This window comes from Pseudoflavonifractor gallinarum (assembly GCF_014982855.1).
Lineage (GTDB): Bacteria > Bacillota > Clostridia > Oscillospirales > Oscillospiraceae > Pseudoflavonifractor_A > Pseudoflavonifractor_A gallinarum.
In genome coordinates this window covers 75101-95148 of record NZ_JADCKF010000008.1, presented here as the reverse complement: position 1 = coordinate 95148, position 20048 = coordinate 75101, and the positions used below count along the sequence as shown (strand labels likewise).

Below are 20048 nucleotides of genomic sequence, written 5' to 3'. Positions count from 1 at the left end.
GTATCCCATTGGATACCGCCCACAGGCTTGACAGACTGGATTACTTGCCGGGCTTGAAGCTGTCCTTCAGGCTGACGGAGCGGTTGAAGACCAGGTGGCCGGGCTGGGAATCCTTGTTGTCCACGCAGAAATAGCCCTGGCGGAGGAACTGGTAGGAGGCGGGCGCCTGGGCGCCGGCCAGACTGGCCTCCACCTTGGAGCCGGTGAGGACCTCCAGAGAGCCGGGATTCAGGCAGTCCAGGAAATTCTTGTCGCCGGCATCGGGCTCGGCGTCGGCGAAGAGGTTGTCATAGAGGCGGACCTCGGCGTCCACGGCGGTGGCGGCGTCCACCCAGTGGATGGTGGCGCCCTTCACCTTGCGGCCGTCGGCGGGATCGCCGCCCCGGCTGTCGGGATCGTACTCGGCGGCGATCTCAATGACGTTGCCGGCATCGTCGGTCTCATAGCCCACACACTTGATGAGGTAGGCGCCCTTCAGGCGGCACTCGGGTCCGCCGGGATAGAGGCGCTTGTACTTGGGCACGGGCTCGGGGAGGAAGTCCTCGGCCTCCACATAGAGCTCCCGGGAGAAGGTGACGGTCCGGGTGCCGTCCTCGGGCCGGTTGGGGTTGTTCTCCACCTCGAAGGTCTCGCTCTGACCCTCGGGGTAGTTGGTGATGACCAGCTTCACGGGGCGCAGGACCGCCATGACGCGCTGGGCAGTCTCGTTGAGGTCCTCCCGCAGGCAGTGCTCCAGGAAGGCAAACTCCACCGTGGAGGCCGCCTTGCTCACGCCGTTGCGCTCGGAGAAGTTGCGGATGGAGCGGGGGGTGTAGCCACGGCGGCGCAGGCCGCAGAGGGTGGGCATGCGGGGATCGTCCCAGCCGGAGACCCGGCCCTCCTCCACCAGCTGGCGGAGCTTGCGCTTGGACATGACGGTGTAGTTGATGCCCAGCCGGGCGAACTCGATCTGGCGGGGCTTGGCGGGCACATCGCAGTGCTGGATGACCCAGTCGTAGAGGGGACGGTGGTCCTCAAACTCCAGGGAGCACAGGGAGTGGGTGATCCCCTCCAGAGCGTCCTCCAGCGGATGGGCGAAGTCGTACATGGGATAGATGCACCACTTGTCCCCCTGGCGGTGATGGTGCATATGGTTGATGCGGTAGATGACCGGGTCGCGCATGTTGAAGTTGCCGCTGGTGAGGTCGATCTTGGCCCGCAGGGTCATGCGGCCGTTCTCGAACTCGCCGGCGCGCATCCGGGCGAAGAGGTCCAGGGACTCCTCCACCGGGCGGTCCCGGTAGGGGGAGCGGGCGGGGGTGTTCACGTCCCCGCGGTATTCCTTAAACTGCTCCGGGGTGAGCTCACAGACATAGGCCAGGCCCTTCTTGATGAGCTCCACGGCGTACTGGTACATCTGCTCAAAATAGTCCGAGGCAAAGAAGAACCGGTCGCCCCAGTCGTAGCCCAGCCAGTGGATGTCCTCCTGGATGGCCTCCACATACTCCACATCCTCTTTCGTGGGGTTGGTGTCGTCCATGCGGAGGTTGCACAGTCCGCCGTACTTCTCAGCGGTGCCGAAGTCCACGAAGATGGCCTTGGCGTGGCCGATGTGCAGGTAGCCGTTGGGCTCGGGGGGAAAACGGGTGTGGACGGTCATACCTTGGAACTGACCGCCCTGCGCGATATCCTCGTCAATGAAATCATGGATAAAGTTCTGGGCCATTACGGGTGGATTCAGTTCGTCAGGCATATCATTCACTCCTTTGTATTATCGGCGCCCGCCCGCCGCCGGGGCAGGGACAGGTGACTTTTCCTATTATATACTGATGGATACGAAGTTTGCAAGACTTCTGTGCCCGTGAAGGGGAGGGAAACGGGAAAAAACCGCGGATTTTCCCGCCTGCCGCCGGGGCAGACCTTGACAGGGGAGCGTTTTGCCGTCTAGAATGAGACAGACCGTGCGGTTTCCGCCCCATCCCGGGGGAGCGCCGCCGGAGAGAGGAGCTTGTCATGAAACGCATTTTAGGACTGGGTATCCTGTCCTCCTTTTTCTTTGCCTTTACCTTTATTCTCAACCGGAGCATGAATCTCTCCGGCGGATACTGGATCTGGAGCGCATCGCTGCGCTATCTGTTCTCCCTGCCGTTTTTGTGGGGGATGGTGGGGGTGCGGCACAAGCTGGGCCCGGTGCTGGAGTCCATCCGGCGCAGTCCGGGGCCCTGGCTGCTCTGGAGCACGGTGGGCTTCGGCCTCTTTTACGCCCCTCTGACCTGGGCCTCCGACTTCGGGGAGTCCTGGCTCACGGTGTCCCTGTGGCAGCTGACCATTGTGGCGGGGGTCTTCCTCAATCCCCTGTGGGGGAAGAAGATTCCCCGCCGGAGCCTGGGCGCGGTGGCAGTCATCCTGCTGGGGGTGGTCCTCATCCAGAGCGAGCGCCTCCTGAGCGGGGAGGCCGGGGGCGGGGTGCTGACCTGCCTGGGGCTCATCTCGGTGGCGGCGGTGGCCTACCCCCTGGGCAACCGCAAGATGATGGACCTGTGCGGGGAGGAGCTGGACACCCCCCAGCGGGTGCTGGGCATGACCATTTGCAGCCTGCCCTTCTTCCTGGCCCTCTCGGCCGTGGCGGTGGTCCAGGGACGGCTGCCCAGCGGGAGCCAGTGCTTCCAGGCGCTGCTGGTGGCCATCTTCTCGGCGGTCATCGCCACCATCCTCTTTTTCCAGGCCACCAATCTGGGACGGGGGGACCCCAAGCTCCTGTCCCTGGCCGAGGGGACCATCGCGGGCGAGATCATTTTTACCCTGATCGGCGGGGTGGTGCTGCTGGGAGACGCCATGCCCACCCCGGTCCAGTTCCTGGGCATCGGGGTCATCATTGCGGGACTGCTGCTCAACTGCCGGGCGGCGGCCAAGTGAGGAGGACGCTATGAGACTGCTGCTGGCACGGCACGGAGAGACCGACTGGAACGCCCGGGGACAGATCCAGGGACAGAGCGACACCACCCTCAACGACCGGGGCAGGGCCCAGGCCGCCGAGCTGGCCCGCCGCCTGCTGGCGGCCGGGGAGCGGGTGGAGCGGATCTATGCCAGCCCCCAGAAGCGGGCCCTGGAGACCGCCCAGATCGCGGGCGGACTGCTGGGCCTGACGCCCGAGCCGGTGGAGGGCCTGCGGGAGATCTCCTTCGGCCACTGGGAGGGACATGCCTGGACCGAGATCCAGAAGCGCTGGCGGGAGGAGTACCGGCGCTATGAGGCCGACCGCCTCCGCATGGCCCCCCTGGGGGGCGAGTCCTTCGCGGCCATGCTCTGCCGGGTCCTGCCCGCCCTGGAACAGATCAGCCGCTCTGGGGAGGGGACCGCCCTGGTGGTGGCCCACAGCGCGGTGATCAAGGGGACCCTCTGCTGGCTGGAGGGGGGCAGCTTTGCGGAGATGAACCGCCGCTACCGGCTGGACAATGCCCAGTGGGCAGTGCTGGAGGGGCGAGATTCCTTTCCCCTCCCCCTTGCCAAAGAGGGACGGATATGGTAGGATGGACAAGACGGCCCTTCCGGCGCGGGAAGGGAAGTACATGAGTCGAGGACAAGGGCGTTCCGGCTCCCGAAGGACGGGAGAGGAGCGCCCTTTTTGCCAGGATCACACATATATTAAAAGGGGGATTACCCGTCATGGCACTGAGTAAGGAAGACATCATCCGCATCGTGCGGGAGGAGGATATCAAATTTGTCCGCATGCAGTTTGCCGACATCTTTGGACAGCTGAAGAATGTGGCCCTCACCGCCTCCCAGGTGGAGAAGGCGGTCAACAATCAGATCATGTTTGACGGCTCCTCGGTGGAGGGCTTTGTCCGCATCGACGAGTCGGACCAGTGCCTCTACCCGGACCGGGACACCTTCACCATCTTCCCCTGGCGGGCCCAGTTCGGCAAGACGGCCCGGATGATCTGCGACGTGTACAACACCGACGGCTCCCCCTTCATGGGAGACCCCCGGAACGTGCTCAAGCGCATGACCGAGAAGATGAAGGCCATGGGCTACGACACCTTCAATGTGGGGCCTGAGTGTGAGTTCTTCCTCTTCAAGACCGACGAGCACGGGAACCCCACCACCGAGACCAACGACGAGGCGGGCTATTTTGACCTGGGCCCCCTGGACCACGGGGAGACCACCCGGCGGGAGATCTGCCTCAACCTGGAGGAGATGGGCTTTGAGATCGAGGCCAGCCACCACGAGAACGCCGCGGGCCAGCATGAGATCGACTTCAAGTACGCCGACGCCCTCACCGCCGCCGACAACATCATGACCTTCAAGCTGGCGGTCAAGCTCCTGGCCCAGAAGAACGGCCTCCACGCCACCTTTATGCCCAAGCCCATCTTCGGCGTGGCCGGATCGGGCATGCACACCAACATGTCCCTCTTCCGGGACGGCAAGAACGTGTTCTACGATCCCAATGACCGCCGGGGACTCTCCAAGGAGGCGTACAGCTTCATCGCGGGCATTCTGGCCCATGTGAAGGGGATCTCGGCCATCACCAATCCCCTGGTCAACTCCTACAAGCGCCTGGTGCCGGGCTATGAGGCCCCCTGCTATCTGGCCTGGTCGGCCTCCAACCGCTCGGCCCTCATCCGCATCCCGGCCGCCCGGGGGCAGTCCACCCGGGTGGAGCTGCGCTCCCCCGACCCGTCCTGCAATCCCTATCTGGCCTTTGCTGTGTGCCTGGCCGCCGGACTGGACGGCATCGAGCGGGGCCTCACCCCGCCGGAGGAGATCACCGAGAACATCTATGCCATGGACGACGCCGCCCGGGCCGCCCGTGGGATCGAGAGCCTGCCCGACTCCCTCTCCAGCGCCATCAAGGAGCTGCAGAAGGACCAGCTGCTCATGGATGCCCTGGGGGATCATGTCTCCTCCTACTACATCCAGGGCAAAAAGAAGGAGTGGTACGAGTATAAGACCCGCGTCAGCTCCTGGGAGCGGGAGAAATACATCACCCTCTATTGATGGAGCACAGCGCACAGGGAGTTGAGTGGGGTTGGAGCGCGTCGTACTTGCCTTTGAGAATGAGAACACCAGCCGGAAGGTCCGTGCGCTGCTGGAAGGAGCGGGCCTGGCCCGGGGACTGATCTGCCGCACGGCGGCGGAGGTCCGCCTCCTGCTGGGCCAGCAGCAGATCCCCACGGTGGTCTGCGGCTACAAGCTGCCCGACGCCACGGCGGAGGAGCTGTTTTTTGACCTGCCGGCCGGGCGCACCATGGTGCTGGTGGCGCCGGAGAATCTGCTGAGCCTGTGCGGGCGCTCCGATGGGCTGGTGACCCTCTCCACCCCGCTCTCCCGCAACGCCCTGCTGGAGGGGGTGGAGCGGGCGCTGGGCCTGGCCCAGAGCGTCCGGCTGAGTGTCCGCCCGGCCGGGGAGGAGGAGCTCATCCGCCGGGCCAAGGAGTGGCTCATGGAGCAGCGGGGGATGGACGAGGGGCAGGCCCACCGCCTGCTCCAGCAGAGAAGCATGATCTGCGGACGAAAGCTGGCGGAGACCGCCCGGCTCCTCCTGGAGCGGGAGGCGGGACTGGCGCTGTATGGATAAGGAGGAATTGGCGTGAAGTTTACCAAAATGCAGGGTCTGGGCAACGACTATGTCTACCTGGACTGTACCCGGGAAATGCCGGAGGACCTGCCCGCCCTGGCCCGGCGGGTGTCTGACCGGCACTTCGGCATCGGCTCGGACGGACTGATCTGCATCTGTCCCTCGGACTGTGCCGACGTGCGGATGCGGATGTACAATGCCGACGGCTCGGAGAGCGAGATGTGCGGCAACGGCATCCGCTGCGTGGGAAAGTTTGCCTACGACAAGGGGCTGGTGGGCAAGACCAGCCTGACGGTGGAGACCCTGGCCGGCATCAAGCACCTGGAGCTCCACCTGGAGCACGGGAAGGTGTCCGCGGTGACGGTGGACATGGGGGTCCCCACCTGGGAGGAGAACCGGGTCCTCACCATCCAGGGAGAGGACTACACCGTAACGCCGGTCTCCATGGGCAACCCCCATGCGGTGCTCTATGTGGACGACCCGGGAGCGGTGGACCTGCCCCGGCTGGGCCCAGATTTTGAGCACCACCCCAGCTTCCCCAACCGGACGAACACCGAGTTCGTGCAGGTCCTGGGCCCGGACCACCTGCGCATGCGGGTGTGGGAGCGGGGCAGCGGCGAGACCATGGCCTGCGGCACCGGCGCCTGCGCGGTGCTGGTGGCCACGGTGCTCAACGGCAAGTGCGGCCGCAGCGCCGACGTGGACCTGCTGGGCGGCCGCCTGCACATCCGCTGGGACGAGGAGACCGGCCACGTCTTCATGACCGGTGGGGCCGTCACCGTCTTTGAGGGAGAACTTATCGAGGACTGATTCTCAAAAATGCAAGCATTTTTGAGAGAAGGATGCAGTCCGCTGCGCGCACTTCGTCGGGTCAAAGTCCGTACCGTTCGCCCCGGCCTGACGGCCAGGGTTCACTCTGCTCCCTTGTCCCTCCTCTCCCAAACGAACCCGCTTAGCTGGGCTTCGTTTGGGTTCCCGACTCGCACACTTGCGGCCTGAGGGGAGTGTTTTCCGACGTACACGCCGTCGGAAAACACGACTGGACTTGATTCCGCCGTCTGCGGACGGCGGAACTCTGCGAGGCGTTACCGCAAAAATCACAGACTGATGTGATCGACAGTCTGACCGGCGCCCTACTGGGCGCCGGTTTTGTCGTATCATGGGGAAGCGTGAGGAAGATGGGGGGCAACGGCTTATGACCTTTTTTGTGGCGGGACGGGCTTATAATGGGGGGCACGGAAAGGGGGGAGGCCGTTGACGGTGGTCTACATAGACGAGCTGTTCCTGCTCAATCTGACGGTCAACTATCTGCTCCTGCTCTCGGCGGGCAAGCTGGCGGGGGAACGGCTGCGCCGCCTCTGGCTGGGGGCCGGGGCCGCGCTGGGCGGGCTCTATGCCGCCGCGGTGTGCTTTCCGGGGATGGGATTTCTGCTCCATCCCCTCTGCAAGCTGGCGGTGGGGGTGGCCATGCTCCTGCTGGCCTACGGGCGCAGTCCCCGCCTGCTGCGGGTGAGCCTGGTGTTCTTCGGCGTGTCGGCCGCCTTCGGGGGCGGCGTGTTCGCCATCGCGCTGCTGGGCGGGCGGGGGCTCACCCTGAAAAACGGGATCTTTTACTCCGGGATGGACCTGCGGCTCATCCTGCTCTCGGCGGCCGGGTGCTATACGCTTTTGACCCTAGTTTTCCGGCGGGGGGCGGTCCACACGCCCCGGGAGCTGCGCACCGCCGTGGTCCGGCTGGGGGAGCGGACGGTATCCCTGGTCACGCTGGTGGACACCGGCCACACCCTCACCGATCCGGTGAGCGGGCGGATGGTGCTGGTGGCGGAGGGGCGAAAGCTGGAGGACCTCTTTCCGCCCGGGAGCGGCCCCGATCCCTGGGCCCTCACCCACCCGGTGGAGGGGATGGAGAAGCTGAGCCAGGGCGCGCTGGGACGCCGTCTGCGCCTGCTGCCCTACCGGGCGGTGGGGGTGGAGTGCGGCTTTCTCCTGGCGGTCCGGGCCGACTCGGTCCGGGTGGGGGGAGAGGAGCTGGGCGACCTGCTGGTGGCCCTCTCGCCCACGCCGGTATCCGACGGAGGAAACTGCACCGCGCTCATCGGCGCGCTGTAAATCAGACCCGGTGAGGACCGGGAGGAGGAGAAAGGGTATGAATCTGCGCCTGCGCATCTACACGGGGATACAGCGGCTCCTGACGAGGCTTGGCCTGTCGCTGCCGGGAAAGGTCATGTACATCGGCGGCAGCGACACGCTGCCCGCCCCGCTTCCCCGGGAGGAGGAGGCGGAGCTCATCCAGCGGCTGGAGGAGGGGGACGAGTGGGCGAAAAAGCGCCTGATCGAGCACAACCTGCGCCTGGTGGTCTACATCGCCCGTCGATTTGAGAACACCGGCGTGGGGCTGGAGGACCTGATCTCCATCGGGACCATCGGACTCATCAAGGCCGTGTCCACCTACAAGCCGGCCAAGAACATCAAGCTGGCCACCTATGCGTCCCGGTGCATTGAGAATGAGATCCTCATGCACCTGCGCAAGACCTCCAACCAGAAGACCGAGGTCTCCTTTGACGAGCCCCTCAACACCGACTGGGACGGCAACGAGCTGCTCCTCTCCGACGTGCTGGGGACCGAGAGCGACCTGGTCATGCGCCCCATCGAGGAGGATGTGGACCGGCAGCTCCTCTTCGACGCCCTGGAGAAGCTGGAGCCCCGGGAGCGAGAGATCATCACCCTGCGCTTCGGGCTCAGCGGCGGAGCGGAGCAGACCCAAAAAGAGGTGGCCGACCGGCTGGGGATCTCCCAGTCCTACATCTCCCGGCTGGAGAAGCGGATCATCTCCCGCCTCAAGCGGGAGATCCTGCGGATGATCTGAACGACAATTTTTTGAAAAAAGTGTCAAAATTACCTTTCTGTTTGGAGAAATTATGGTATAATAATACTATACCGGAGGAGATCCGGAACACGACCGAAACAGGGAGGTGCCTTTTATGAAACAGGTCGTCATTTCCATCAGCCGCCAATACGGTTCCGGCGGACGCATCATCGCCCGGAGACTGTCGGAAGCGCTGGAGGTTCCATACTATGACAAGGAGATCATTCAGGCGGTGGCCGAGCGGACCGGTCTGACGGAGAACTACATCCGCCAGGCGGAGACCCGCCCCACCGGCAGCTTTATGTTCGATCTGTACAATATGACGCAGATGCTGCCCCTGCCCGATCAGGTGTTCATCGCCCAGTCCAAGATCATCAAGGAGGCGGCTCAAAAGGGCCCCTGTGTCATCGTGGGCCGCTGCTCCGACTACATCCTGGACGAGTTCCCCAACTGCCTGCGGGTCTTTGTGATGGCCCCGCTGGAGGAGCGGGCCCGCCGCGCCCGGGAGGAGTACGGGGTGGAGAGCGTCCATATCGAAAACTACGTGACCCGGCAGGACCGCTACCGCGCCTCCTACTACAACCATTTTGTGGGGAAAAAGTGGGGCGATATGAACAACTACGATCTGTGCATCAACAGCCGCATCGGCATTGAGGAGTCGGTGAAGGCCATTCAGGCCGCCGCGCTGGCCATGGATGAGAACGGCAAATAAACAAGACAGGACGGCCCGGAGATCGTATGGTCTCCGGGCCGTTTCAGGCTGTCGATAAAGTGTATTACTGTGATTTATGCTGCAAGAGCCTCGCAGAGTTCCGCCGTCGGCAGACGGCGGAAAAGAGTCAAAATCGTGTTTTCCGGCGGCATGTACGTCGGAAAACACCCTGCTCAGGCCGTTAGTGTGTGCCCCAAAGGGGCACGCGCGCGGCGGCCTGCATCCCCTCGAAAAAATGCTTGCATTTTTGAGAAGCGTGTCGAAGTTTTTCGACACGCTGGGACGGCCCGGAGATCGTATGGTCTCCGGGCCGTTTTTCGGGTTCCGGACCGGGGGCGGGGGGCGGAATTTGCTTTCCGCACGAAGAAAGGCGTTTTTTATCTTGCGAACTGGGCCGCGGTGGGCTATACTGAAAGCAATGGTTCAAAATATCGTTCAAAGGACAGGTGAATCAAATGGAACAGGCAAAGGTACATGAACTGGCAGTCACCGCTGCAAAAGGGCGCCTGCTGGGCATGGATATGGTCCATACGGCGGCTTCCGGCCACATCGGCGGCGCGCTGTCCGCGATGGACATCCTGACGGTGCTCTATTTTCACGAGATGAAGGTGGACCCCAAGGAGCCCAAGTCCCCCGATCGGGACCGCTTCGTGCTCTCCAAGGGCCACTGCACGCCCGCGCTCTACTCCGTGCTGGCGCTGCGGGGATTCTTCCCCGTGGAGGAGCTCAAGCTCTTCCGCTCCATTGAGGGCCATCTCTCCGGCCATCCCGACATGGTGCACGTCCCCGGCGTGGACATGTCCACCGGCTCCCTGGGACAGGGCCTCTCCACCGCGGTGGGTATGGCTCTGGCCGGCAAGCTGGACAAGAAGGACTACCGGGTCTATGCCGTCCTGGGCGACGGTGAGGTGGCCGAGGGCCAGATCTGGGAGGCCGCCATGGCCGCGGCCAAGTACCATCTGTCCAACCTCTGCGCCTTCGTGGATGTGAACGGCCTTCAGATCGACGGCAAGACCGCCGACGTCATGCCCACCGAGCCTCTGGATCAGAAGTTTGCCGCCTTCAACTGGAACGTGCTCCAGGTGGACGGCCACGACTATGCGGCCATCGCCGACGCGCTGGAGCAGGCCCGCGCCTGCACCGACAAGCCCACCGTCATCCTGGCCCGCACGGTCAAGGGCAAGGGCGTCTCCTTCATGGAGAACGACGCCGGCTGGCATGGCAAGGCTCCCAACGACGAGCAGTATGAGAAGGCCCATGCCGAGCTGGAAGCCAAGCTGAACGAACTGGAGGGGAAGTAAACCATGGCTGATAAGATCGCAACCCGCGCCGCCTTCGGCGAGGCTATCGTAGAACTGGCGGAGCAGTATCCCGAGCTGGTGGTGCTGGACGCCGACCTCTCGGGCGCCACCATGACCAAGAATTTTTCCAAGGCCTATCCGGAGCGCTTTTTCAACATGGGCATCGCCGAGAGCAACATGGTCGGCGTGGCCGCCGGCCTTGCCACCTGCGGCAAAAAGCCCTTTGCCGCCACCTTCGCCATGTTTGCCGCCGGCCGCGCCTTTGAGCAGGTGCGCAACTCCGTGGCCTACCCCCACCTGAATGTGAAGGTGGTGGGCTCCCACGGCGGTCTGAGCGTGGGCGAGGACGGCGCCACCCATCAGTGCTGCGAGGACTTCGCCACCATGCGCTCCATTCCCGGCATGCTGGTGTGCTGCCCCTGCGACGGCCACGAGATGAAGCTGGCGGTCAAGGCCCTGCTGGACTATGAGGGCCCCGCCTACCTGCGTCTGGGCCGCCTGGCGGTGGAGACCGTCACCGACACCATCCCCGGCTACACCTTTGAGCTGGGCAAGGGCACCACCCTGAAGGACGGCAGCGATGTGACCATCGTGGCCACCGGCATGATGGTGCAGATGGCCCTGAAGGCCGCCGAGATGCTCCAGGCCGACGGCATCGACGCCCGGGTCATCGACATGCACACCATCAAGCCCCTGGACGAGGAGCTGCTGCTCCGCGCCGCCCGGGAGACCGGCGCCATCGTGACCACCGAGGAGCACAACATCCTGGGCGGTCTGGGCGAGGCCGTGGCCGGCTATCTCTCCGGCGTGTGCCCCGTGCCCGTGGTGCGCCACGGCGTCAACGACGTGTTCGGCCGCTCCGGCAAGGCCCCCCTGGTGCTGGAGCACTACGGTCTCACCCCCGAGGGGATCGCGACCCAGGCCCGCGCCGCGGTGGCTCTGAAGAAGTAAATGATCCGTCTCATTGCCACCGATATGGACGGCACCCTCCTGGAGCGGGACCATGTGACCATCTCGCCCCGCAGCTGCGCGGCCCTGCGCGCGGCGTCGGAGCGGGGGGTGCACATCGTCCTGGCCAGCGGGAGGCCCTGGTGCTTCGTGCGGGACAGCGTGGAGAAGCTGGGGTGCGTGGACTACACCATCCTCTGCAACGGGACGAGCACCCGGGCCGTGGCGGAGGATGTCTGGCTGGACCGGAACGGTCTGGAGGAGCCGGTCTGGCGGCGTCTCTTCGGGATGCTGCGCCGGGCGGGCGTGCCCTTCCTGACCTACTCGGACGGGGAGGCCTATCTGGAGCGGGCCGTGCTGGCCGAGATGGGACAGCATTTCTGCCTGTCGCCGGAATTTCAGCGCACCGCCGAGCGGGTGATCACCCTGGTGGACTCCCTGGAGGAGATCCTGGCCGGACGGCGGGTGGAGAAGATCGACAACTTCTTCGTTCCCGAGGCCGTCCGCGCCCCGCTGCGGGAGGAGCTTGCCTCCATCCCGGGGCTCTATGTGACCTCCGGATTGTCCCATAACCTGGAGATCAGCTCGGCGGGCGCCGACAAGGGCCGGGCCCTGGCGCAGCTGTGTGCCCGCCTGGGGATCGCCCGGGAGGAGGTCATGGCCTTCGGGGACGGCGGAAACGATGTGGAGATGCTCCGCTGGGCGGGGTGCTCCTTTGCCATGGAAAACGGGATGGACTGTGCCCGGGAAGCGGCCGGTCAGATCGCCCCCTCCAATCAGGAGGACGGCGTGGGCCGGATGGTGGAGCGCTATGTGCTCCACCCAGAGGCGTAACGGACAGGGGTTCATCCCACAAGAAGCGGTTTCGGGTCACGGATGGGCTGCCCCGGCTTGCGGGGCGGCATGCAAAGCGTACCAAGGAACGATACGGCGGCGCGGTCTCGAAATGGGACCGCGCCGCTTTTTGTGTCTTGCTCCGGGAGCAGCCGGAAGCAGAAGGGAGAATGTTTATGAATTGTGTGATTTTGGACGGGTACACCCTCAATCCGGGCGATCTGGACTGGGCCCCTCTGGAGCGGTTTGGAACGCTGACGGTCTATGACCGCACGCCGCCGGAGCTGGTGGCCGAGCGCATCGGGGAGGCCCAGGTGGCCATGACCAACAAGACCGTTCTGGACCGCGCGGTGCTGGAGGCCTGCCCCAACCTGCGCTATATCAGCGTCCTGGCCACCGGGTACAACGTGGTGGACCTGGAGGCGGCCCGGGAGCGGGGGATCGTCGTGACCAACATTCCGGCGTACAGCACCCATGCGGTGGCCCAGCACGTCTTTGCGCTGCTGCTGGAGCTCACCAACCACGTGGGTCTGCACAGCGAGAGCGTCAAGGCGGGGAACTGGGCCCGGATCGAGGATTTCTGCTACTGGGAGAAGCCCATGATGGAGCTGGAGGGCAAGACCTTCGGCATCGTTGGCTATGGCCGGATCGGCCAGGCGGTGGCCCGTCTCGCCCTGGCCTTCGGGATGGAGGTGCTGGTCTCCTCCTCCCACACGATCGAGGAGATGCCCGGGCTGCGCGCCGCCCCTCTGGAGGAGGTCCTGCGCCGCTCGGATATCCTCTCCCTCCACTGCCCCCTGACCGAGGAGCGCAGGGGCTTCCTCAACCGCGCGCGCCTGGCCGCCATGAAGCGGGGCGTTCTGATTCTCAACACCGCCCGGGGACCGCTCATCGACGGGAGCGCCCTCTATGAGGCCCTCTGCTCCGGACAGGTGGGGGGCGCGGCCCTGGATGTGCTGTGTGAGGAGCCGCCCCGCTCGGGAGACCTCCTCATCGGCGCGCCCAACTGCATCATCACGCCCCATTTGGCCTGGGGCCCCCGGGAGACCCGGGTGCGCCTGATGGAGATCGCGGCCCACAATCTGGAGTGTTTCCTGGCCGGCACGCCGGTGAACGTGGTGAATCCCTGAGAAGCGGGACGCCCTAGACCTGGAAGGGCAAGAAAATCGCAAGAATTTCAGCTCACCCAAGGGGAAGAGAATATGGTACAATAGGCAGGACACAAGTGCGGAGAGCACGGCCGGAGGGGAGTGTGCGCCATGGAGCAGATACCGTCATCGCCGCAGGAGCGATTGCGCCGCTATGCGCGGGAGGACGTGGAGACCCTTTACCGGGAGCTCCGGGTGACCCCCACGGGGCTGAGCCGGGAGCAGATCCCCCGGATGCGGGAGAAGTACGGAGAAAACCGGATCGGGTACCGCACGGAGGAGGGGCCGGGAGCGCGGCTCCGCCGGGCGTTCATCACCCCCTTCAGCGTGATCCTGCTGGTGCTGGCGGCGGTGTCCTTTGTCACCGACGTCTGGCTGGACTCCAATTTCAGCCGGAACGGGACCACGGTGGCCCTCATCCTCCTGATGCTGGTGGCCGGAGGGGCCGTCCGGCTGCTCCAGGAGCGGAGAGCGGGCTCGGCGGCCGACCGGCTGATCGGAGAGCGCGCCATCACCGTCTCGGTCCGGCGGGGAGGACAGGTGCTGCGCATCCCGGCGGAGGAGCTGGTGGTGGGGGACGTGGTGCTCCTCTCCACCGGAGACCGGGTCCCGGCCGACCTGCGCCTGACCGGCGTGCACGGCCTCTTTGTCTCCCAGTCGCTGCTGACCGGGGAGAGCACCGTCCTGGAAAAGACGGTATCCCCCCTTCCGCCGGAGTGCTCGGCGGCCCTGAGCGCGTGCTCCAATCTGGCCTTTACCGGCAGCAGCGTCCTCAGCGGCAGTGGCGAGGGCGTGGTCCTGGCCGTGGGTCCCCACACCGTATACGGGAGCTACCTCCGGGAGCTGCAGGAGACCAGACGGAGCTTTGACCAGGGGGCCAACTCCATCGCCTGGGTGCTGATCCGCTTCATGACCACCCTGGTGCCGGTGGTCTTCGTGATCTCGGCCCTGACCAGAGGGGACTGGGGGACCTCCTTTCTCTTTGCCCTCTCGGTGGCGGTGGGGCTCACCCCCGAGATGCTCCCCGTGGTGATCAACGCCTGCCTGGCCAGGGGGAGCGCCGCCATGGGGCGGAAGCAGACCATCGTCAAGAACATCAACGCCATGCAGAGCTTTGGCAGCATGGATGTGCTGTGCGTGGACAAGACCGGCACCCTGACCGGGGACGAGATCCATCTGGAGTACTACCTGGACATCCTGGGGGAGGAGAGCGGCACGGTGCTGGACTGCGCCTATCTGAACAGCCTCTGTCACGGGGGGCCCTCCAACCATCTGGACCGGGCCATCCTGGCCTGCTCCGGTATGCCGGGCCGGGAGGCGCATTTTCAGGCGCTGGGGCAGCGGGTGCGGAAATGGGATGAGCTCCCCTTTGACTACACCCGCAAATGCGCCAGCGTCCTCCTCTCCGACGGGGAGGGGGAGCCCTTTATGATCACCAAGGGGGCGGTGGAGCAGGTCTATGCCCGCTGCCGCCGGGTCTTCCACCGGGGAGAGACCGTGGAGATCGACCCGGCCGATGCCGGAGGGGTCCACGCTGTGGTGGACGAGATGCTGGAGGACGGCATGAAGGTGCTGGCCGTGGCCGGGCGCAGGCTGCCCGGAAAGCAAAAACTCTGTCCGGAGGACGAGCGGGAGCTGACGCTGCTGGGGTATCTGGTCTTTTTTGACGCGCCCAAGCGCTCAGCCGCCCAGGCGCTGGGCCGCCTGCGGGAGCTCCATGTCCGGGTCAAGGTGCTCACCGGGGACCACCGGAGCGTGGCCGGTTCGGTGTGCCGGCGTCTGGGCATCCCGGCGGAGCAGATCCTGACCGGAGAGGCGCTGATGGCCCTGACGGAGGATGCGCGCATCACGGCGGTGGAGCAGACGGACGTCTTTGCCGAGCTGACGCCGGGGCAGAAATCGGAGCTGATCCGCCTCCTGCGGGAGAACGGACACACCGTGGGCTTCCTGGGGGACGGGATGAACGACCTGGCCGCCATGACCAGTGCCGACGTGGGCATCTCCGTGGACACGGCCGCGCCGGCCGCCAAGGAGGCCGCCGACGTCATCCTCCTGAAAAAAGACCTCAACGTGCTGGAACAGGGCATCCTGGAGGGGCGCCGGGCCTTTGCCAACATGAGCAAGTATATCCACATCACGGCCTCGTCCAATTTCGGGAACATCTTCTCCATCGTGCTGGCCAGCGCCTTCCTGCCCTTCCTGCCCATGACCTCCATCCAGCTGCTGCTCCTCAATCTGCTCTATGACCTGCTGTGCATGACCCTCCCCTGGGACCGGGTGGACGGGGAGGACTGCGGCAGGCCCAGCATCTGGTCGGGCCATACTCTGGGGCGGTTCATGCGGTTTTTCGGACCGGTGAGCTCTCTGTTCGACCTGCTGACCTTCGCCTTTTTGTACTGGGTCCTCTGTCCCTCCCTGCTGGGGGGCGGATACGCCGCCCTGTCCGGGGCCATGCAGGAGCAGTATGCCATGCTGTTCCACACCGGGTGGTTTCTGGAGTCCATGTGGACCCAGGTGCTCATCCTGCACATGCTCCGCACCCGGCACATCCCCTTTGTTCAGAGCCGGGCGTCCGGCGTGGTGTGGCTGGTGACCTCCGGGGGACTGCTGGCGCTGACGGCGGTGGTGTATACACCGGCGGCGGCCTGGCTGGGGCTGACCCCGCTGCCGGGGGTCTATTTCCTGTTCCTGGCCGGCATGGTGCTGTGCTATATGCTGCTGGTCACACTGGCCAAGCGGTACTATCTCAGGCGGTATCATACGCTGTGGTGAGACATCCATTCCATGTGTGGGAGAAAGGGGAGGAGACCGCGTGAAAAAAATCTATTTTGCCTCCCTGGACTCCGCCGTCCTCCAATGGCTCCGGCAGGCGCTGGAGCGCGGGGCCCCCGATACGCCGGGGGGAAGAGAACTGCGCCGGGGGATCGAGAGCCTGGGGACGGGGGCCTCCGACGCCCTGATGCTCGAGGTGGGCGGTGCGGCCGGGGAGACGGAGGCCGACGGGATGACCTGCGGAGACCTTGTCATATCCCCCCGGAGCAGACGGGTGCTCCGGGCCGGGAAGGAGATCGCCCTGACCCCCAAGGAGTTCGACATCCTGTATTTCCTGGCCCAGAACCGGGGGACCGTTTTTACCAAGGAGCAGATCTACCAGGCGGTGTGGGAGGAGGACTATTACACCACCGACAGCAACATCATGGCCTTCATCCGCAAGCTGCGGAAAAAGATCGAGCCCAACCCGGACGCGCCCGAGTATATCCTCACCATCTGGGGGATCGGGTACAAATTCAATGACGACCTGTGATAGCGTGTCGAAGTCTTTCGACACGCTTCTCAAAAATGCAAGCATTTTTTCGAGGGGATGCAGACCGCCGCACGCATCGTCGGGTCAAAGTCCGCACCGTTCCCCCCGGCCTGAAGGCCAGGGCTCACTTTGCTCCCTTGCCCCTCCTCTCCCAAACAAACCCCCGCTTCGCTGGGCTTTGTTTGGGTTCCCGGGAAGGGCCACACACTTGCGGCCTGAGAAGAGTGTTTTCCGACGTACACGCCGCCGGAAAACACGATCCCACCCTCTTCCGCCGCCTGCGGGCGGCGGAACTCTGCGAGGCTCTTGCAGCGAAAAACGCAGGAGCACACTTTATTGACAGTCTGAAACGGGCTGCCGCACGTTCTTGTGCGGCAGCCCGTTTCTTGCGCAAAGGCAAGAGAATCGCAAGGATTTGAACATGGGATCCGGGGGAGAAAAAAGCTATACTATAACCTGCGCCCGGGGAACCGGGCAATTTGAATGACATCAGGAGGTGGTTTTGATGGATGCCGGCCCGCTTTTATGCCGGAAAACTGAGGGGAAGGCCGCCAAAACCACCCCTTGCGGAGGTGTGTGCGGCGGCTGGATGCCCGAGAAAAAGGAGGATCAAGCCCCATGCATCGCAAGAAACAGCAGAACGTCCCGGCCCGCAGCGCAGCCGCCTCTGCCGCCCGGGAGAAGAACCACGAGGCACTGACCTTTGCCGCCACCAGCGGCATCAAGACCGTACTGGAGCGGTGGGACACCGCCATGGGCGGACTGGAAGAGCACGCGGTGCTCCTGCACCGGAACCTCTATGGGCGCAATCAGGTGACCCATGAGAAGAAGAAGTCCCTGGCCGCCCGGGTGGCGGGCTCTTTCATCAACCCCTTCACGGCCATTCTCTTCTGTCTGGCCGTGGTGTCCATGTTTACCGACATCCTCATCCCGCTGTACCAGCACCAGCCGGAGGAGGTGGCCCCCCTGACGGTGATCATCATTCTGACCATGGTCTTTCTGTCCGGGACCCTGCGCTTCGTGCAGGAGTCCCGCTCGGGGAACGCGGCCGAGCGGCTGCTGGCCATGATCACCACCACCTGCACGGTGACCCGCCGGGAGCAGGGGACGGGCGAGATCCCCCTGGAAGAGGTGGTGGCGGGGGACATCATCCACCTCTCCGCGGGGGACATGGTCCCGGCGGATGTGCGCATCCTGGCGGCCAAGGACCTGTTCATCAGCCAGGCCGCCCTGACCGGGGAGAGCGACCCGGTGGAGAAGACGCCCGAGAGCTGCGCCAATGCGGATGTGCCGGTGACCGACCTTCCCAACATCGCCTTCCTGGGGAGCAATGTCATCAGCGGAAGCGCCACCGCCGTGGCCCTGGCCGTGGGGGACGACACCCTCTTTGGCTCCATGGCGGTCTCGGTGGCCGGAGAGGCGGTGGAGACCAACTTCACCAAGGGGGTCAACGCGGTCTCCTGGGTCCTGATCCGCTTCATGCTGGTCATGGTCCCGGTGGTCTTCTTCATCAACGGCCTGACCAAGGGGGACTGGCTGGAGGCCTTCCTGTTCGCCATCTCGGTGGCGGTGGGATTGACGCCCGAGATGCTCCCCATGATCGTGACCACCTGCCTGGCCAAGGGGGCGGTCTCCATGTCCAAGGAAAAGACCATCGTGAAAAACCTCAACTCCATCCAGAACTTCGGGGCCATGGATGTGCTCTGCACCGATAAGACCGGGACGCTGACCCAGGACAAGGTGGTGCTGGAATACCACATGGACGTGTCCGGGAAGGAGGACGCCAGAGTGCTGCGCCACGCCTATCTGAACAGCTATTTCCAGACGGGCTACCGCAACCTGATGGACGTGGCCATCATCGAGCGCACCGAGGAGGAAGAGGCCTCCCAGCCCCAGCTGGTCAACCTGTCCCAGCGGTACCGCAAGGTGGATGAGATCCCCTTTGACTTCACCCGCCGCCGCCTCTCCGTGGTGGTGGAGGACCTGAGCGGAAAGCGCCAGATGATCACCAAGGGCGCGGTGGAGGAGATGTGCGCCGTCTGCGCCTGGACCGAGTACCGGGGGGAGATCCGCCCCCTCACCGAGGAGACCCGCCGGGAGATCTTGGAGACCGTGGACCGCCTGAACGAGGACGGGATGCGGGTCATCGCCCTGGCCCAGAAGATGGTGGAGCGGGTGGATACCTACCACGCCGAGGAGGAGCGGGACATGGTCCTCATGGGCTACCTGGCCTTCCTGGACCCGCCCAAGGAGTCCACCGCCCAGGCCATCCGGGCCCTCAGAGACCACGGGGTGACCACCAAGATCCTGACCGGGGACAACGAGCGGGTGACCCGCTGCATCTGCAAGCAGGTGGGCCTGCGGGGCAGCAAGATGCTGCTGGGCTCCGATGTGGAGCGGATGAGCGATGAGGCCCTGGTCCGGGCGGCCGAGCACACCGACATCTTCGCCAAGCTCTCCCCCGACCAGAAGGCCCGGGTGGTCTCCGCCCTGCGGCAGGGGGGCCACACGGTGGGCTTCCTGGGCGACGGCATCAACGACGCGGCCGCCATGAAGGCGGCGGACATCGGCATCTCGGTGGATACGGCGGTAGACATCGCCAAGGAGTCGGCCGACATCATCCTGCTGGAAAAGGACCTGATGGTGCTGGAGCGGGGGATCGTGGAGGGCCGCAAGACCTACGCCAACATGATCAAATACATCAAGATGACGGCCTCCTCCAACTTCGGGAACATGTTTTCCGTGCTGGCGGCCTCGGCCCTGCTGCCCTTCCTGCCCATGGAGAGCATCCATCTGATCCTGCTCAACCTGATCTATGACCTGAGCTGCACCGCCATCCCCTGGGACAATGTGGACGAGGAGTTCATCGCCCAGCCCCGCAAGTGGGACGCCTCCAGCATCGGAAAATTCATGCTGTGGATCGGGCCCACCAGCTCCATCTTCGACTGGACCACCTACGCCTTTTTGTACTTTGTCTTCTGTCCGCTCTTTGTCTCCCACGGGATTCTGTACAACGACCTCCCCGCCTATTACAGCGGCGCGGAGCTGGCCGGGATGCAGCAGACCTATGCCGCCATGTTCCACGCCGGCTGGTTCGTGGAGTCCATGTGGAGCCAGACCCTGGTCATCCACATGATCCGCACCCCCAAGCTGCCCTTCCTCCAGAGCCGGGCCTCCGCCGGGGTGACTCTGCTGACCTTCACCGGGATCGCGGTGCTGACCGTGATTCCCTTTACGAAGCTGGGTACCCTGCTGGGTCTGGTGGCCCTTCCGGCGGCGTACTTTGCCTATCTGATCCCCTGCATCGTGCTCTATATGATGCTGGCCACAAGCCTGAAAAAAGCCTATGTGCGCCATTACGGCGAGCTGCTGTGAAAA

Annotated in this window: 16 protein-coding genes; 15 read left to right on the top strand and 1 reads right to left on the bottom strand. The window is 64.6% G+C overall.

Annotation, left to right across the window (positions count from 1 at the left end):
- Positions 1-40 precede the first annotated feature (40 nt).
- The gene (locus INF37_RS09915) at positions 41-1732 is read right to left on the bottom strand and encodes a glutamine--tRNA ligase/YqeY domain fusion protein (protein ID WP_101692724.1); all 1692 of its coding nucleotides are present in this window, start codon (positions 1730-1732) and stop codon (positions 41-43) included.
- Between the two features lie 260 nt (positions 1733-1992).
- Here INF37_RS09915 and INF37_RS09910 point away from each other — a divergent pair, with 260 nt between their 5' ends.
- From INF37_RS09910 to mgtA (INF37_RS09840), 15 genes are all read left to right on the top strand, one after another.
- A complete protein-coding gene (locus INF37_RS09910; RefSeq protein ID WP_193538057.1) occupies positions 1993-2895 on the top strand; it encodes a DMT family transporter in 903 nt (300 codons plus the stop codon).
- A gap of 10 nt (positions 2896-2905) precedes the next feature.
- The gene (locus INF37_RS09905) at positions 2906-3508 is read left to right on the top strand and encodes a histidine phosphatase family protein (RefSeq protein ID WP_101692726.1); all 603 of its coding nucleotides are present in this window, start codon (positions 2906-2908) and stop codon (positions 3506-3508) included.
- A 137-nt stretch (positions 3509-3645) separates the two neighbouring features.
- Entirely contained in the window at positions 3646-4977 is a 1332-nt protein-coding gene (gene glnA, locus INF37_RS09900) for a type I glutamate--ammonia ligase (RefSeq protein WP_101692727.1), read from the top strand.
- A gap of 31 nt (positions 4978-5008) precedes the next feature.
- Positions 5009-5557, top strand: a complete 549-nt coding sequence (locus INF37_RS09895; RefSeq protein ID WP_193538055.1) for an ANTAR domain-containing response regulator — start codon at positions 5009-5011, stop codon at positions 5555-5557.
- Positions 5558-5569: 12 nt separating this feature from the next.
- The gene (gene dapF / locus INF37_RS09890; protein ID WP_328821068.1) at positions 5570-6367 is read left to right on the top strand and encodes a diaminopimelate epimerase; all 798 of its coding nucleotides are present in this window, start codon (positions 5570-5572) and stop codon (positions 6365-6367) included.
- A gap of 450 nt (positions 6368-6817) precedes the next feature.
- The gene (locus tag INF37_RS09885) at positions 6818-7666 is read left to right on the top strand and encodes a sigma-E processing peptidase SpoIIGA (protein ID WP_328821067.1); all 849 of its coding nucleotides are present in this window, start codon (positions 6818-6820) and stop codon (positions 7664-7666) included.
- 37 nt (positions 7667-7703) lie between these two features.
- The gene (gene sigE, locus INF37_RS09880) at positions 7704-8423 is read left to right on the top strand and encodes an RNA polymerase sporulation sigma factor SigE (RefSeq protein ID WP_101692731.1); all 720 of its coding nucleotides are present in this window, start codon (positions 7704-7706) and stop codon (positions 8421-8423) included.
- Positions 8424-8538: 115 nt separating this feature from the next.
- Positions 8539-9135 carry a cytidylate kinase-like family protein gene (locus INF37_RS09875; RefSeq protein WP_101692732.1) on the top strand — a complete coding sequence of 199 codons (597 nt, stop codon included), beginning with the start codon at positions 8539-8541 and terminating at the stop codon, positions 9133-9135.
- 455 nt (positions 9136-9590) lie between these two features.
- Positions 9591-10436: a transketolase gene (locus INF37_RS09870; RefSeq protein WP_101692733.1), complete on the top strand. Its 846-nt coding sequence runs from the start codon at positions 9591-9593 to the stop codon at positions 10434-10436.
- A gap of 3 nt (positions 10437-10439) precedes the next feature.
- Positions 10440-11387: a transketolase family protein gene (locus INF37_RS09865; protein WP_101692734.1), complete on the top strand. Its 948-nt coding sequence runs from the start codon at positions 10440-10442 to the stop codon at positions 11385-11387.
- Positions 11388-12218 (top strand): HAD family hydrolase, encoded by an 831-nt coding sequence (locus INF37_RS09860; RefSeq protein ID WP_193538051.1) that lies wholly within the window; start codon positions 11388-11390, stop codon positions 12216-12218.
- A gap of 176 nt (positions 12219-12394) precedes the next feature.
- Positions 12395-13348 carry a D-2-hydroxyacid dehydrogenase gene (locus tag INF37_RS09855; RefSeq protein WP_193538049.1) on the top strand — a complete coding sequence of 318 codons (954 nt, stop codon included), beginning with the start codon at positions 12395-12397 and terminating at the stop codon, positions 13346-13348.
- Between the two features lie 129 nt (positions 13349-13477).
- A complete protein-coding gene (mgtA, locus tag INF37_RS09850) occupies positions 13478-16138 on the top strand; it encodes a magnesium-translocating P-type ATPase (protein ID WP_193538047.1) in 2661 nt (886 codons plus the stop codon).
- A gap of 40 nt (positions 16139-16178) precedes the next feature.
- Positions 16179-16670 carry a winged helix-turn-helix domain-containing protein gene (locus tag INF37_RS09845; protein WP_193538045.1) on the top strand — a complete coding sequence of 164 codons (492 nt, stop codon included), beginning with the start codon at positions 16179-16181 and terminating at the stop codon, positions 16668-16670.
- A gap of 618 nt (positions 16671-17288) precedes the next feature.
- Positions 17289-20045, top strand: coding sequence for a magnesium-translocating P-type ATPase (gene mgtA / locus INF37_RS09840; RefSeq protein WP_193538043.1), 2757 nt, complete (start codon positions 17289-17291; stop codon positions 20043-20045).
- The last annotated feature ends 3 nt before the right edge of the window (positions 20046-20048 follow it).